11 protein-coding genes are annotated in these 15,680 nt (G+C 74.9%); all 11 read left to right on the plus strand.

The genetic code is table 11. The features are described from left to right. Window positions 1-50 precede the first annotated feature (50 nt). The 11 genes from ACZ597_RS18100 (at window position 51) to ACZ597_RS18150 (ending at window position 15,526) form a co-directional block, all read left to right on the plus strand. Window positions 51-2,723: a SpoIIE family protein phosphatase gene (locus ACZ597_RS18100; RefSeq protein WP_471330764.1), complete on the plus strand. Its 2,673-nt coding sequence runs from the start codon at window positions 51-53 to the stop codon at window positions 2,721-2,723. Window positions 2,724-2,732: 9 nt separating this feature from the next. Further along, entirely contained in the window at window positions 2,733-3,425 is a 693-nt protein-coding gene (locus ACZ597_RS18105) for a M15 family metallopeptidase (RefSeq protein WP_471330767.1), read from the plus strand. Between the two features lie 179 nt (window positions 3,426-3,604). Next, the gene (locus ACZ597_RS18110) at window positions 3,605-5,971 is read left to right on the plus strand and encodes an Orn/Lys/Arg family decarboxylase (protein WP_471330770.1); all 2,367 of its coding nucleotides are present in this window, start codon (window positions 3,605-3,607) and stop codon (window positions 5,969-5,971) included. Between the two features lie 183 nt (window positions 5,972-6,154). Continuing rightward, window positions 6,155-6,391: a LacI family DNA-binding transcriptional regulator gene (locus ACZ597_RS18115; protein ID WP_471330773.1), complete on the plus strand. Its 237-nt coding sequence runs from the start codon at window positions 6,155-6,157 to the stop codon at window positions 6,389-6,391. A 44-nt stretch (window positions 6,392-6,435) separates the two neighbouring features. Continuing rightward, window positions 6,436-7,464, plus strand: a complete 1,029-nt coding sequence (gene galT, locus ACZ597_RS18120) for a galactose-1-phosphate uridylyltransferase (protein WP_471331326.1) — start codon at window positions 6,436-6,438, stop codon at window positions 7,462-7,464. Then, window positions 7,461-8,606: a galactokinase gene (gene galK / locus ACZ597_RS18125; protein ID WP_471330775.1), complete on the plus strand. Its 1,146-nt coding sequence runs from the start codon at window positions 7,461-7,463 to the stop codon at window positions 8,604-8,606. The genes galT and galK overlap by 4 nt, the downstream gene beginning before the upstream one ends. Before the next feature lie 55 nt (window positions 8,607-8,661). Continuing rightward, window positions 8,662-10,374 (plus strand): sensor histidine kinase, encoded by a 1,713-nt coding sequence (locus ACZ597_RS18130; protein ID WP_471330778.1) that lies wholly within the window; start codon window positions 8,662-8,664, stop codon window positions 10,372-10,374. After that, window positions 10,371-11,048: a response regulator gene (locus ACZ597_RS18135; protein WP_471330780.1), complete on the plus strand. Its 678-nt coding sequence runs from the start codon at window positions 10,371-10,373 to the stop codon at window positions 11,046-11,048. Before ACZ597_RS18130 ends, ACZ597_RS18135 begins: the two co-directional genes overlap by 4 nt. 202 nt (window positions 11,049-11,250) lie before the next feature. After that, a complete protein-coding gene (locus ACZ597_RS18140) occupies window positions 11,251-12,042 on the plus strand; it encodes an ABC transporter ATP-binding protein (RefSeq protein ID WP_471330783.1) in 792 nt (263 codons plus the stop codon). 61 nt (window positions 12,043-12,103) lie between these two features. Then, entirely contained in the window at window positions 12,104-14,659 is a 2,556-nt protein-coding gene (locus tag ACZ597_RS18145) for an ABC transporter permease (protein ID WP_471330785.1), read from the plus strand. An 87-nt stretch (window positions 14,660-14,746) separates the two neighbouring features. After that, entirely contained in the window at window positions 14,747-15,526 is a 780-nt protein-coding gene (locus ACZ597_RS18150; protein WP_471330788.1) for a ribonuclease BN, read from the plus strand. Window positions 15,527-15,680: the final 154 nt, after the last annotated feature.

Genomic DNA, 15,680 nt, shown 5'->3' on the forward strand with positions numbered 1-15,680 from the left:
GCTACAACTGGGGACGTGACCCTTCCTCTCCAGCCGTACCGGGCCATTCGGTGCGGTCACCCCTGAGCAAGGGATTCAAGAGCGTCGCCGGACAGGTGTTCGTCCTTCAGGTGGCGATCGTGGTGTTGCTCGCCGCCGGAGCGCTCCTGGCGCTGCTCCTGCAGTCCCGCCACGACGTCGACCGTGAGGCGCGCAACCGGTCGATCGCCGTCGCGGAGACCTTCGCGCACTCCCCCGACCTCCAGGAAGCGCTGCGGACGCCGGACCCGTCCGCCATCCTGCAGCCCCTCGCCGAGGTCACCCGCAAGGCCGCCGGGGTCGACTTCATCGTCGTCATGAACACCGACGGGATCCGCTACAGCCATCCCCAGCCGGACCGCATCGGCAAGCGCTTCGTGGGCACCATCGAGCCCTCCCTCGCCGGCCGGGTCCACACCGAGAGCGTCCAGGGGCCGCTCGGCAAGGAGATCCAGGCGGTGGTGCCCGTCACCGCGCCGGACGGCAAGGTCGTCGCGCTGGTGTCCGCGGGCCTGACCGTGAAGAACGTCAGCGGCGCCTTCGACCGCCAGCTCCCGGTCATCCTGCTGGCCATGGCCACCGGCCTGGCCCTGGCCACCGCCGGCACCGCCCTGACCAGCCGCCGCCTGCGCCGCCAGACGCACGGGCTCGGCCCCCAGGAGATGACCCGGATGTACGAGCACCACGACGCGGTGCTCCACTCCGTCCGCGAGGGGGTGCTGATCACGGACGGGGACGGGCGGCTGGTCCTGGCGAACGACGAGGCCAAGCGGCTGCTCGGGCTGCCCGAGGAGGCCGAGGGCCGCCGCATCGGCGAGGTGCCGGGCCTGGACAGCCGGATGGCCGACCTGCTGCTGTCGGGCCGGGTGGCCACGGACGAGGTGCTGGAGGCCGGGGACCGGCTGCTCGTCGTCAACCAGCGGCCCACCCACCCGCGGGGCCGGCCCGAGGGCGCCGCCGTCACCATCCGCGACTCCACCGACATGCAGGTCCTCACCGTGCGCGCCGAGGCGGCCCGCAAGCGCCTGCGGCTGCTGTACGACGCCACCGGCGACATCGGGACCACCCTGGACGTGGAGCGCACCGCCCAGGAGCTCGCCGACGTCGCCGTGCCCCGATTCGCGGACTACGTCACCGTCGACCTGGCCAGCCCGGTCCTCGACGGCGAGGAGCCCGGCCCCGGCTCCGACATGCGGCGCACCGCGGTCAGCGGCATCCGCCGGGACCACCCGCTGTACCCGCTCGGCCGGCTGATCGAATTCAAGCCCAGCACCCCGCAGGCGCGCGGCTACGACACCGGGAGGACGGAGCTGGTGACCGACCTGACCGACGCCCCGGGGTGGCGCGTCCAGGACCCCCGGCGGGCCAGGGCCATCATCGAGTACGGGATCCACTCCCTGATCGCGGCTCCGCTCAAGGCCAGGGGCGTGGTCCTCGGCGTGGTCAACTTCTGGCGGGCGGGGAAGCCCGAGCCCTTCGACGAGGACGACGTGTCGCTCGCCGAGGAGCTGGTCGCCCGGGCCGCCGTGGCCATGGACAACGCCCGCCGCTACACCCGTGAGCACACGCTGGCCGTCACCCTCCAGCGCAGCCTGCTGCCCCGCGGCCTGCCCGAGCAGAGCGCCGTGGACGCGGCGCACTGCTACCTGCCCGCGCAGTCCGGGGTGGGCGGGGACTGGTTCGACGTGATCCCGCTGCCGGGCGGCCGGGTCGCCCTCGTCGTCGGGGACGTGGTCGGGCACGGGCTGCACGCCGCGGCCACGATGGGGCGGCTGCGGACGGCGGTCCACAACTTCACCTCCCTCGACCTGCCGCCGGACGAGCTCCTGGCCCGGCTCGACGACCTCGTGCAGCGCATCGACGAGGACGACACCGACGGGGCGGGCGGGGTGCTCGGCGCGACCTGCCTGTACGCCGTCTACGACCCGGTGTCGCGCAACTGCACCCTCTCCCGGGCCGGGCACCTGCCGCCGCTGGTCGTCGCACCGGACGGCACCACGGAGATCGTCGACCTGCCGGCCGGGCCCCCGCTGGGGCTGGGCGGCATGCCGTTCGAGACGAGCGAGCTGCGCCTGGCGGAGGGCAGCCAGCTCGTGCTGTACACGGACGGGCTGGTGGAGCAGCGGACCCGGGACATCGAGGAGGGGCTGGAGCTCCTGCGGGAGGCGCTGAGCCACGCGGACCGGGACCCGCAGGAGAGCTGCCTCGCCGTCCTCGACGCCATGCTGCCGGCCCGGCCGACCGACGACGTCGCCCTGCTCATCGCCCGGACCCGGACCCTGGGGCCCGACCGGGTCGCGCAGTGGGACGTACCGCCGAGGGCGAGCGGGGTCGGCGTCGTGCGCAACCTGGCGGCCGCCAAGCTGCGGGAGTGGGGAATGGAGGAGCTCGCCTTCACCACGGAGCTCATCCTCAGCGAGCTGATCACCAACGCCCTGCGGCACGGCGGCCCGCCGGTGCGGGTCCGGCTGCTCCACGACCACGCGCTGACCTGCGAGGTCTGGGACGGCAGCAGCACCGCCCCGCACCTGCGGTACGCGGCCACCATGGACGAGGGCGGGCGCGGGCTGTTCCTCGTGGCGCAGCTCAGCGAGCACTGGGGCACCCGGTACACCCCGGAGGGCAAGGTCATCTGGTCGGAGCAGTCCCTCCAGGGTCCCTCGGACGGAGTATCCCCGGATGTCTTCGGGGACCTCGAACCGTAGCGTGGAGGGGTGCGCCCGACGCGCCCCGTGTCCGCCTGCCTGACCGCGGTCGCCGTGCTGTGCGCGAGCGCGGCGCCCGGCTGCGCGCCCTCCGGGCGGGAGCGGTCCGGGGTACCGGTACGGGCCGCCGCGCCGACGCTCGCGGCGGAGGTGACGGACGTGCCGGCGGAGAAGCTGGGGGCGAGCCTGCGGGACGGGTGCCCGGTGCCGGCGGAGCGGCTGCGGCTGATCCGGATGAACCACTGGGGCTTCGACGGGAAGGTCCACCGGGGCGAGCTGGTCGCCCACCGGGACGCGGTCGAACCGCTGCTGTACGTCTTCGGCCGGGCCCTGGAGGCCCGCTTCCCGATCCGCCGGATGCGGGTGGCCGCCGACTACGGCGGCGACGACCTCGCGGCCATGGCCGACGACAACACCTCCGCCTTCAACTGCCGGCCGGTGACCGGGGACCCCGGGAAGCCGTCGCGGCATTCGTGGGGGCTGGCCGTGGACGTCAACCCGGTCGAGAACCCGTACGTCGACCGGCACGGGACGGTGCATCCGCCGGCGGGCCGGGCCCACCTGCGGCGGGACCCGGCCCGCCCCGGGATGATCACCGAGGACGGCGTGCTGGCCAGGGCGTTCCGCCACGTCGGCTGGCACTGGGGCGGCGAATGGTGGTCGAGGCCGGACTACCAGCACTTCTCGGACGACGGCGGGTAGCCGCCCGGCCGTCCTGACGCGTGTCCTTCGGATCAGGCCCGGACCGCGGCGTCACGGTCGCGCACCGCCACGTCCACGTGCGGGTGAAGCCGTTCCGTAATCCCGCCGAGCCCGACGGGCACCGGAAGACTGGGCCCGGGTGCAGGCGGCTGCACCCCTGAGCACGCGGAGCGCACGAGATGACGAACGGTACGGTCCTGCTGGCCCTGCGGGAGAACCCGTTGGGCGGGGGTGTCAGCGCCGAGCAGCTGCGGCGCATCGGCAAGGAGCTGGAGAACCAGGGGCTGGAGCTGCGCTGGGCGCCGAGTGCGCGGGACGCGCGCGCCGCGCTGCACACCGAGGCCGGGCTCGCGGCGGCCGTGGTCTCCTGGGAGCTGCCGCGGGCCTCGGGGGGCGCCGTCGAGGAGGGCGGCACCGAGGTACTGCGGCACATCGGGCGCCGCTTCAAGGACCTGCCGGTGTTCCTGGTGATGGCGGACGATGGCGACCAGGACCTGGAGCGGCTTCCGCTGTGGGTCTCGGAGGCGGTGGTCGGCTACATCTGGCCGCTGGAGGACACGCCGTCGTTCATCGCCGGCCGGGTCGCGACGGCGGCCCGCGGCTACCACCGCGGCCTCCTGCCGCCGTTCTTCAGGGCGCTGCGCCGGTTCGACGACTCCCACGAGTACTCCTGGCACACTCCCGCCCACTCCGGCGGGGTCGCCTTCCTCAAGTCCCCGGTGGGCCGGGCGTTCTTCGACTACTACGGCGAACGGCTCTTCCGCACCGACCTGTCGGTCTCGGTGGGGGAGCTCGGGTCCCTCTTCGAGCACAACGGCCCGATCGGCGAGGCCGAGCGCAACGCCGCCCGCGTCTTCGGCTCGGACCGTACGTACTTCGTCCTGCACGGCGACTCCACCGCGGACCGCATGGTGGGCCACTACAGCGTCACGACCGACGAGATCGCGCTCGTGGACCGCAACTGCCACAAGTCGGTGCTGCACGGGCTGGTGATCTCCGGGGCGCGGCCGGTCTACCTGGTGCCCACCCGCAACGGCTACGGGCTCGCCGGCCCCCTGCCGCCCGCCGTGACCGAACCGGCGGCGGTGGCCGCGAGGATCGCCGCGAACCCCCTGTCGGCCGGCGCCCCCTCCACCGAGGCCCAGTACGCGGTGGTGACCAACTCGACGTACGACGGGCTGTGTTACGACACGGTGGCGGCCGCCCGCGCCTTCGCGCCGAGTACGCCGCGCCTGCACTTCGACGAGGCCTGGTTCGCGTACGCCCGTTTCCACCCGCTGTACGCCGGCCGGTACGGGATGGCCGTCGGGCCCGACACCTTCCCGGACACCGGTTCCGGGCCCGGGCGGCCCACGGTGTTCGCCACCCAGTCCACCCACAAGCTGCTGGCCGCCCTCTCCCAGTGCGCGATGGTGCACGTGAAGTCGGCGCCGCGGGCTCCGGTCGAACACGAGCGGTTCAACGAGGCGTTCATGATGCACGGCACCACCTCGCCGCTGTATCCGGCGATCGCCTCCCTGGACGTGGCGAGCGCCATGATGGACGGCCCGCAGGGCCAGTGGCTGATCGACGAGGCGGTGACGGAGGCCATCCGGTTCCGCCAGGCGGTGGTCCGCACCGGGCGCCGCATCGCCGCCGCCGGGGACCGGCCCGGCTGGTTCTTCGGGGTGTGGCAGCCGGAGACGGTCACCGACCCGGCGACGGGGGCGAGCGTCGCGTTCGCGGACGCGCCGCCGTCCCTGCTGAGTCGTGAGCCGTCCTGCTGGCACCTGGAGCCCGGGGCCGACTGGCACGGCTTCGCCGGTCTGACCGAGGGTTACTGCCTGCTGGACCCGGTCAAGGTCACCCTGACCTGCCCCGGCGTGACGGCCACCGGTGAGACCGGCGACTGGGGCGTCCCCGCACGGATCCTCACCGCCTACCTGGCGACGCGCGGGATCGTGGTGGAGAAGACCGACAGCTACACCACGCTGGTCCTCTTCTCGATGGGCATCACGAAGGGCAAGTGGGGCACCCTGATGGACGCCCTGATGGACTTCAAGGCCCTGTACGACACGGACGCCCCGCTGGAGCGGGTCCTTCCCGGACTGGTCGAGCAGTTCCCGCTGCGCTACGGGGGCGCCACCCTCGGCGGCCTCTGCCGGCAGATGCACGAGCACCTCACGCGCGCCGACCTGATCTCCGCCCTCGACGCGGCCTTCCATGACCTCCCCGAGCCGGTGGCCCCGCCGCGCCACTGCTACCAGCGGCTGATCCGGGGCGGCACCGAGCGGGTACGGCTGGCCGAGGCCGCCGGGCGCGTGGCCGCGGCGATGGTCACGGTGACCCCGCCGGGGATCCCCGTCCTGATGCCCGGGGAGTCCGTCGGCGCCGCCGACGGGCCGCTGCTGCGCTACCTGCGGGCCCTGGAGGCCTTCGACCGGGTCTTCCCCGGCTTCCACAGCGAGGCCCACGGGGTGACGGTGGATCCCGGGAACGGCGACTACCTGATCGAATGCGTCCGCGCGGACGCCCTCGCGGGGGTGGTCCGCCCACCCGCACCGTGACGGTTCCGCCGCAGCCGCACCGCCCCGGTCATGCCGGGCGGTGCGGCCGATATCGCACGGGTGATCCGCGCTCCGGACGGCCGTATCATCGGGTCCACGTCGGCCCGGTACGGGGAAGGGGCCGCGCACCCCGGCCGTCCCCCGCGGTGGTCTGGCGTCGCTCACGATCACGGAAGGACGGCGATGAAGGTCGGAATCACCGACGTCGCGGCCCGCGCGCAGGTCAGCGAGGCGACCGTCAGCCCTGTGATCAACCGCCGTCGGGGCGTGTCGCGCAAGACCCGGGACGCCGTCGAGCAGGCGATGGCCGAGCTCGGCGACGAACGCAGCACCCAGGGCCGGTTGGTGGCCGTGATCACCGACCACGTGCTCTTCGACCCCGAGCTGGTCGTCCGGGGCTCCGCCGCCCCGGCCCCCTGACCGCCGCCCCCGAACTCCACGACCACAGAGGCGAGGACGTGCACGTGCACAGGACCGTCACCGAACTCGCGGACGGTCGCGAGCTCATCTACTACGACAGCGCCCCCGGCCGGGACCGCGGGGCCGAGGACCTCCGGCCGCTCGACCCCGTCGGGAGCGCTCCCGAACTGCGCCGGGATCCGGCCACCGGAGACTGGGTCGCCATCGCCGCCCACCGGCAGTCCCGTACCTACCGGCCGCCCGCCGACGCCTGCCCGCTGTGCCCGTCCCGGGAGGGGCGGCCGAGCGAGATCCCGGCCGCCGACTACGAGGTGGCCGTCTTCGAGAACCGTTTCCCCTCCTTGTCCGGCGGGGCCGGCCGGTGCGAGGTGGTGTGCTTCACCCCGGAGCACGACGCCGGCTTCGCGGCGCTCACCCCCGCGCGGGCCCGGCTGGTGCTGGACGCCTGGACCGACCGTACCGCCGCGCTGTCGGCCCGCCCCGGGACGCACCAGGTGTACTGCTTCGAGAACCGGGGCGCCGAGATCGGCGTCACCCTCCCCCACCCGCACGGCCAGATCTACGCCTTCACCACGCCCACCCCGCGCACCGCCAAGCACCTCGCCGCCGCTGCCGCCCACCGGGCCGCCACCGGGCGGAACCTCTTCGAGGACCTGCTCGCCGAGGCCCGGGCGGCCACGGAGCGGGTGGTCCTCGCCGGGGAGCACTGGACGGCCTTCGTCCCGTACGCCGCCCGCTGGCCGTACGAGGTCCACCTGTACCCGCACCGCAGGGTGCCCGACCTGACCGGCCTCACCGAGGCGGAACGGGCCGAGTTCCCCGGGCTGTACCTGGACCTGCTGCGGCGCTTCGACGGGCTCTTCGGGCGGGCCCGGCCCACCCCGTACATCTCGGCCTGGCACCAGGCCCCGCTGGTCGGCGGCGGTGAACTCGCCCTGCACCTGGAGCTGTTCACCGTCCGGCGGACCGCCGACAAGCTGAAGTACCTGGCCGGGACGGAATCCGGCATGGAAGCGTTCATGAACGACGTGGCCCCGGAGGCGGCGGCCCGGCGACTGCGGGAGGCCCGGTGACGGCGCGGGTGCGCGAGGAGTTCGAACGGATCCACGGCCACGCCCCGGAGGGGGTCTGGGCGGCCCCTGGCCGGGTCAACCTGATCGGCGAACACACCGACTACAACGACGGCTTCGCCCTGCCCATGGCCCTGCCCCGGACCACCCTGCTCGCCGCCCGCCGCCGGGCTGACGGCCTGCTGCGGGTGCACAGCGCCCAGGGCGACGGCCGGGTCGCCGGGTTCGCGGTGGCGGACCTCGCCCCCGGCGCGGTCGCCGGCTGGGCCCGCTATCCCGCCGGGGTGGTCTGGGCGCTGCGCGAGCGGGGCCTGCCCGTCGGCGGGGCCGACCTTCACGTGGACAGCACCGTGCCAACGGGTGCCGGGCTGTCCTCGTCCGCGGCCCTGGAGTGCGCGGTGGCCGTCGCCTACGACGAGCTGTACGGGCTTGGGCTGGAGCGGCCGGAGCTGGCGCGGGTGGCGCAGTACGCGGAGAACGCCTTCGCCGGTGTGCCGTGCGGGGTCATGGACCAGATGGCCTCGCTGTGCTGCGCCGAGGGCAGCGCCCTGTACCTGGACAGCCGGGGGCCGTCGGTCCGGCAGGTCCCGTTCGACCTCACCGGGCACGGGCTGTCGCTGCTGGTGCTGGACACCCGGGTCAAGCACGACCTCGCCGACGGGTCGTACGCCGCCCTGCGGGCGGGGTGCGAGCGGGCGGCCGGGCTGCTGGGGCTGCCCGCCCTGCGGGACCTCGCCGAGGAGGACCTGCCGGGCGCCCTGGAGCGGCTCCCGGCCGGACTCGTCCCGCTGGTCCGGCACGTGGTCACCGAGAACGCGCGGGTCGGCCGGGCCGTCGAGCGCCTGACGGCCGGCGATCCGGAGGCCCTGGGCCCGCTGCTGACGGCCGGGCACGCCTCCCTCCGGGACGACTACCGGGTGTCCTGCGCCGAGACCGATCTCGCGGTGGACGCCGCCGTGGCCGCGGGTGCGCTGGGGGCGCGGATGACCGGCGGCGGGTTCGGCGGCTCCGTGATCGCCCTGGTCCCGGCCGGGCGGGCCGGGGCGGTGGGCAGGTCCGTGGCGGAGGCCTTCGCGGCGGCCGGGTTCGCCCGGCCGGCCGTGCTGGACGCCGTGCCGTCGGCGGGGGCCCGCCGGATCGCCTGACCGTTCCGCCGCCGTCTCTGTCTTTCGGCAGAGGAACGGATCCACCGCGAGGCTCATGCCGCTGCCGCCGTCGGCATCAATACTGGTCAGCGTGGTGCGCACTCCCCTGATCCCTCGTCCTGCCCCCGGCCTCCCGCCCGGGGCCCTTCCTCACGGGTGGGTGCGCACGGCTGCCGGGACCGCCGGGGTGACCCTGCTGAGCCTGTGCGTGTTCGCGGCCGTGGCGGGGGTCGGGCTCGCGCGCCATCCGTCCTTCCAGGTGCTGGTGATCGCCGCCGGCGCCGTGGTCTTCCCGTTGCGCGGCCGGTTCCCCGGGGCGGTGCTGCTGGTGCTGGCCGGGCTGACCGGGCTGGCGAGCGGCGCCGGGCCGCTCGCGGCGGTGGCCGCGTACGGGCTGGCGCGCCGGACGGTCCGGGCGCGGCAGCGGGCCCGGCTGCTGGCCGCGGCGGCGGTCCTGCTGGTGGTGGCGGCAACGGTGGCCGCACCCGTGGTGGGGCCGGGGCGCGTGCCGTACGGTCTGGCGCTCGGGCTCGCCCTGGCCCCGACGGCGGTGATCGTCCCGGGGCTGGTGGGTACGGCGCAGGGGCAGCAGCGGCGTCTGGTGCGGGCCCTGCGCGAGCGCGGGGACGCGGCGGAGCGGGCGCGCCTGGCGGCCGACAGCGAGGCCCGCACCCACGAGCGCTCCCGTATCGCCGCCGAGATGCACGACCTGCTCGGGCACCGGCTCAGCCTGATCTCGCTGCACGCGGGCGGGCTGGAGCTGGCTCTCGACCGGGCCGCTCCGGAGCTGCGCGAGGAGGCCGTCCTGGTACGCCGGACCACCCGAGACGCGATGCACGAGCTGCGGCAGGTCCTCGGGGTGCTCGGGCCGCTGGGCCGGGACGCCGGACCCGGAGTCCTCACGGACGCGACGGGCACCCGCGCCGACATCGAGGCCCTGGTGGCGGAGTCCCGCGACGGCGGGGTGGCCGTACGGCTCGACTGGACGGGGCCGGACCTGGACGCCCGCCCGGCGGCGGTGCGCAGGGCGGCGCACCGGGTGGTGCGCGAGGCCCTGACCAACGTCCACCGGTACGCCCCCGCCGCGCACGTCGCCGTCGGCGTCGCGCACGACGGCACGGCGGTACGGATCACCGTGCGCAACGGCGCGCCGCCCGGGCCGCCGGTGCCGGCCGGGAGCCTGGGCACCGGGCGCGGCCTCACGGGTCTGCGGGAGCGCGTGGAGCTGCTCGGCGGGGCCTTCGACGCCGCCCCGCTGCCGTCGGGCGGGTTCCTGGTGGACGCGGTCCTGCCGGCGGAGCCCGGTGACGCCGTCGTCCCGCACACCGCCGGGCCGCGCGGCGCGGACGCCGTGTCCGGCGCGGAGGCCGGCGGCGCCGAGGGCGGGGCCGCGAACGCGCTGACGCTCGCCCTGGGGCTGGCGGCGCTGTGCGTGCTGATGGCCCTGGCGACCGCCTTCGTGTACGGAAGCGCGCCCCGGCCGGACGCCGGGCCGCGCCCGCTGCCGCGGATCGGGATGTCGTACGACGACGTGACGGGCCTCGGCGTCGTGGACAACAAGGCGGTCCGGGCCGCCGCCACGGGGCACGAGCCGCCGCGCCCCGCCGGCACGGCCGGCTGCGCGTACCCGTTCAACGGCGCGACCGAGAGCCGTCCGGGCGGCCTGCTGGTGGCCCGCTACTGCTTCGACGCCGGACAGCGCCTGATCGCCATCGACCGTTTCACCGTCCCGGCGGTCCGGGACGCCTCACCCTGGGAGACCCCGTGACCGAGCCCGACGGGCCGATCCGTGTCCTGCTCGCCGACGACGAGACGATGATCCGGCACGGCGTACGCCTCATCCTGCGGCACGCCGACGGGATCGAGGTGGTCGCCGAGGCGGCGGACGGGCGGCAGGCCGTCGACCTGGCCGCCGCCCACCACCCGGACGTAGCACTGGTCGACATCCGCATGCCGGTGTGCGACGGACTGGCGGCGATCGCGCCGCTGCTCGCGCTCGATCCGGCGCCGCGGGTGGTGATGCTGACGACCTTCGGCGACGAGGACAACGTCGTCCGGGCGCTGCGGGAGGGCGCCGCCGGGTTCCTGCTGAAGGACGAGGGCCCGCAGGAGCTGATCAGCGCGGTACGGGCCGCCGCGGCGGGCGACGCCGTGCTGTCCCCGGGCGTCACTGGTGCGGTGATCTCCCGGATGCTGGGCGCCGGTGAGCCGGCCGGGGCGGGCGGCGCGGTCGCGGACGAGCGGATCGCCCGGCTGACGGGCCGCGAGCGGGACGTCCTCGCGGCGCTCGGCGAGGGGCTGTCGAACCAGGAGATCGCGGCGCGGCTCGGCATCGGGACCGGCACGGTGAAGACCCACGTGGGGGCGATCCTGGACAAGACCGGTTCGACGAGCCGGGTCCAGGCGGCGCTGCTGGCGCACCGGACGGGGCTGGCCTCCTGAACCCCCGCTCTGTCCGGAGGCGGAGCGCGGTGGCCGCGGCCTCTGTCCTCCGGCAGAGGGGAGCCGGGCCGGACCGGTCTTTCGGCAGAGGCCGACTCACACCTTGAGGCCGATGTCCGTGCAGGTCAGGGCGGTGAGGATGGATGCGTCCCCCCGGCTCGCGGCAAGTTCCGCGGGCCTTCGCACTTCAGGCGGAGCATCCATGTCGCACGCGTTTCCCTCGTCCCCCGCGCCCTCCTCGCCCCCGGCCCCCGCCGAACCGGCGGCCCGCGCGACGGGGCTGACCAAGACGTACGGGAAGGGCGGGACACGGGTCACCGCGCTGGACGCGGTGTCGGTGGAGTTCGCGCGGGCCCGGTTCACGGCGGTCATGGGGCCGTCCGGCTCCGGAAAGTCCACGCTGATGCACTGCATGGCGGGCCTGGACCCGGTGACGTCGGGTTCGGCTCGGATCGGCGGGGTCGAGCTGTCCGACCTGAACGACCGGCAGCTGACGCGGCTGCGGCGGGAGAAGGTCGGCTTCGTCTTCCAGGGCTTCAACCTGCTGCCCACCCTCACGGCGATGGAGAACATCACCCTGCCGCTGAGGCTCGCCGGACGGCGGCCCGACACGGCGTGGACGGACGCCGTCGTCGCCACCGTCGGGCTCGCGGGCCGGCTCGCGCACCGGCCTGCCGAGCTGTCCGGGGGCCAGCAGCAGCGCGTCGCCGTGGCCCGGGCGCTGGTCTCGCGTCCGGAGATCGTGTTCGCGGACGAACCGACCGGCAACCTCGACTCCCGCTCGGGCGCGGAGGTGCTCGGTTTCCTGCGCGACTCGGTACGGGAGCTGGGCCAGACGGTCGTGATGGTCACCCACGACCCCGTCGCCGCCGCCCATGCCGACCGCGTGGTGTTCCTCGCCGACGGCCGCCTCGTGGACGAGCTGCGGGAGCCGACCTCCGGCGCCGTCCTGGACCGGATGCTCGCCTTCGAGTCCCAGGGCCGCGCCCGCTGACGGCGCTCCTCCCCCGCTCCCGTTCCGCCCGCCCTCCCGCCGGGCCTTCCGAAAGACCGACATGCTGCGAACAGCACTGCGCAACGTCCTCGCCCACAAGGCGCGCCTGATCATGACCGTCCTCGCGGTCTGTCTCGGGGTCGCGTTCATCTCCGGGTCCCTCGTCTTCGCCGACTCCACCACCGCCGCCTACCGCGCCTCCATGGCACGCGACTACGCCGGCATCGCGGTCACGGTCGACCCCAAGTACCCCGTCGGCGCCCCTTCCGGCGAACGGGCGAGCGCCCTCGACGACGCGCTCGTGGCCCGGCTGGCCGCCGTGCCCGGGGTCGCCGCGGCCCGACCGACCGTCGACGGGTCGGTGACGCTGGCCGCGAAGGACGGCTCGCCGATGCGGGCCGGCAACGCCATGGGCAAGCTCGCCGCCGGCTACGTCCCCGGACCCGACGGCAAGGACTCCCGCTACCCGCTGACGGCCGGCCGCGCCCCCCGCGACGGCGGCGAAGTGGCCCTGGACCGGGGCACCGCCGAGGCCGGCGGGTACTCCCTCGGCGACACCGTAGGCCTGGCCGTGGACGGCCCCGTGCTGAAGCTGCGGCTGGTCGGCACCGTCTCCACCCGCGACACCCGGGTCACGTCCGGCGGCACCCTCGCGGTGTTCGACCGGGCCACCGCCCAGAAGCTCTTCGCCACGCCGGGCCGCTACACCGGGATCGACCTGTCCGCACGGCCCGGGACCGACCGGTTCGACCTCGCCCGGCGGGTCGGCGCGCTGCTGCCCGCCGACCGGGCGGAGGCCACCACCGCTACCGCCAAGGCCGACCAGCAGTCCGTCTTCATCGGCACCAAGACCCGCAGCCACGCCCGGCTGCCCCTGGTCTTCGCCGTGGTCTCGCTCTTCATCGGCTCGTTCCTCATCGTCAACACCTTCACCATGCTCATCACGCGGCGGACCCGGGAGATCGCGCTGCTCCGCGCGATCGGTGCGTCCCGGCGCCAGGTGGTCCGCTCCGTGCTCGCCGAAGCGGCCCTGGTGGGGCTGGTCGCCTCCGTGGTCGGGTTCGGCCTGGGCCTCGGCGTCGCCGCCGCGCTGCCCGGCCTGCTCGGCACGGGGGAGGAACGGCTGCCCTACGGCCCGCTGGTGATCGGCCCCGCGCCCGTCGCCGCCTCGCTCGTCGTGGGCGTCGGCGTCACGGTCCTCGCCGCCTGGCTGCCGTCCCGCCGCGCCGCCCGGATCGCACCCGTCGAGGCGATGCGCACCGCCGAGCAGCCGCCTTCCGCGACGCTGTCCCGGATCCGGGGCGCGATCGGGGCGGCCGTGGTCCTGCTGGGCGCGGGGCTGCTGCTGTCCCTGGGCGGTGCGAAGGACGCCTCGGACGAGAACCTGCGGACCGCGATGTTCGGCTGCGGTGTCCTCGTGACCGGGCTGATCGTGCTGGCGCCGCTGCTGGCGGGCCCGGTGGTCCGGCTCATCGGGCGGGTCACCGGCCGGTTCGGCGTGGCGGGCGGCCTCGCCAGGGACAACGCCCTGCGCGACCCGCGGCGTACCGCCGCCACCGCCGTCGCCCTGATGATCAGCACGGCTCTGGTGACCGGGCTCGCCGTCATCGAGCACTCCTCCAGCCGGGCGCTGGACTCCCAGGCGGCCGCCGGCCTGAGCGCCGACTACGTCATCGGCACCCGCAACACCACCACCGCCGTCGACGCGGCCGCCGTCCGGCGGATCGCCGCCGTCCCCGGCGTCAGGACCGCCTCCGCCGTCGCCGACTCCAGCATCTCCGTCGGCGCCAGGGCGGGGCAGGTCTCGGGCGTCGACCCGAAGACCGTGGAGGCCGTCATGAGGCTCCGCTTCACCAGCGGCTCCGCCAAGGACATCGGTCCGGGCCGGATCGCGGTCTCGGCCGGCTTCGCCCGGGACATCCGGATCCGCACCGGCGACCAGGTCCGGGCGGCCATCGGCCCGGGCGTCGGGGAGGACCGCGACCGGCCCTACACCGTCGTCGGCGTCTACCAGGACAACCCCACCGCGCAGGACGCGCTCGCCGACCGCGGTGAGGTCCAGGAGCACGGCTACCTGCGCGACTCCGTCCAGCGGGTCCTCGTCTCCGCCTCCGCGGACCTCGGCGGGCAGCTGCGCGCGGCCGTGGACAACAGCCCGCTGCTGAAGGTCCAGAGCCGTGCGCAGCTGGTGCGGGAGCAGGCGGGCGTCGCCGGCGACCTGATCACCATGGTGTTCGGGCTGCTCGCCATCGGCGTGGTCATCTCCGCGCTCGGCATGGTCAACACGCTCGCCATGTCGGTCGCCGAACGCACCCGCGAGATCGGTGTCCTGCGCGCCATCGGCATGGACCGCTCGGGCGTCCGCCGCATGATCCGTCTCGAATCCCTCACGGTCTCCGCGTACGGCACCCTGCTCGGGCTCGCGGGCGGCCTGTTCGGGGCCTGGAAGGTCAGCGGCCTGGCCAACGGGGCCATCCCGCAGTACTCCTTCTCCCTCCCCTGGGGCACCCTGGCCCTGGTCGTCCTCCTCTCCCTCGCCGTCGGCGTGTCGGCGGCCGCGCTCCCCGCCCGCCGGGCCGCGTCGCTCACCCCGCTGCACGCCGTGGCGGACGCGTAGTCCGGGTCCTACGGTGGGAGGAGCAGCAGCTGGAGCGTCGCGATGGTCAGGTCTGAGGGGCCCGGGCGGCCTTCCCTCGTCCGGCGGATGGGCAGCGCCCTCCGCCGGACGAGGGCCGGCGGCCGCTGGGTCCACGTCCGGGGCCTGCACCTGTGGCAGCGCTCGCTCGGGTTCGCCGCCCTCGGCTTCCTGACGCTCGTACCCCTGCTCATCGTCGTCTCCGCGGCGGGCGCCGTCGGCGGGCAGGGTTTCGCCCAATGGCTCGGCGACGGGCTCGGCGTCTCGGCGGGCGCCAGGCTGGAGATCGGCCGGCTCTTCGCCCTGCCGGGCCAGGCGTGGCGGACCACGACGGGGTTCGGTCTCGCCCTGCTCACCGTGTTCGGCCTGTCCTTCGCCACCGTCCTGCAGAGCGGGTACGAACGGATCTGGGGCCTGCCCCCGGCCCGCTGGTGGGACCGGTGGCGGCACGTCCTGTGGCTCGCCGCGCTGATCGGGGTGCTGTACCTGTGGGCGTTCTCCCCGCCGTGGCGGGACTCCCCGGCCCGCGGCGTCGTCACGTTCGTGACCGGCACCCTGTTCTTCTGGTGGTCCCAGCACCTGCTGCTCGCCGGCCGGATCTCCTGGCCGGCCCTGCTCCCCGGAGCCCTCGCCACCATGCTGGGCCTGCTCGGTCTCCGGCTGTTCTCCCGGCTCGTCTTCTCACCCCTGATCGCGTCGAGCGCGGTCTCGTACGGGCCCTTCGGGACGGTCCTGGTCATCCAGTCGTGGCTGCTCGGCGTCGGTGTGGTCGTCTTCGCCGGCGCGCTCCTCGGGCGTCTGCTCCACGACGAGCTGGAGCGGCCCGGGCGACGGACCGCCGGGCCGTGACGTTTTGGACCTTCCGCTGACGGGATGCGGCGCCCATGGTCGGGAAGGCGCATTGCGTACAGGGGTGTTGACGGACTGGAATGCCAAGGTCAGGGCCCGTCTCCGCGAAACACGACCCGCACGGCTTCCGGTCCAGGAGCTGGCACGGAAGGAA

This window comes from Streptomyces sp. NPDC040718 (assembly GCF_055593565.1).

What these genes read in the sequence shown, in the direction of transcription:
- ACZ597_RS18110 (WP_471330770.1), top strand. Translation starts at nt 3,605, where the DNA reads ATGACGAACGGTACGGTCCTGCTGGCCCTGCGGGAGAACCCGTTGGGC.
- ACZ597_RS18115 (WP_471330773.1), top strand. Translation starts at nt 6,155, where the DNA reads ATGAAGGTCGGAATCACCGACGTCGCGGCCCGCGCGCAGGTCAGCGAG.
- ACZ597_RS18130 (WP_471330778.1), top strand. Translation starts at nt 8,662, where the DNA reads ATGCCGCTGCCGCCGTCGGCATCAATACTGGTCAGCGTGGTGCGCACT.
- ACZ597_RS18140 (WP_471330783.1), top strand. Translation starts at nt 11,251, where the DNA reads ATGTCGCACGCGTTTCCCTCGTCCCCCGCGCCCTCCTCGCCCCCGGCC.
- ACZ597_RS18145 (WP_471330785.1), top strand. Translation starts at nt 12,104, where the DNA reads ATGCTGCGAACAGCACTGCGCAACGTCCTCGCCCACAAGGCGCGCCTG.
- ACZ597_RS18150 (WP_471330788.1), top strand. Translation starts at nt 14,747, where the DNA reads ATGGGCAGCGCCCTCCGCCGGACGAGGGCCGGCGGCCGCTGGGTCCAC.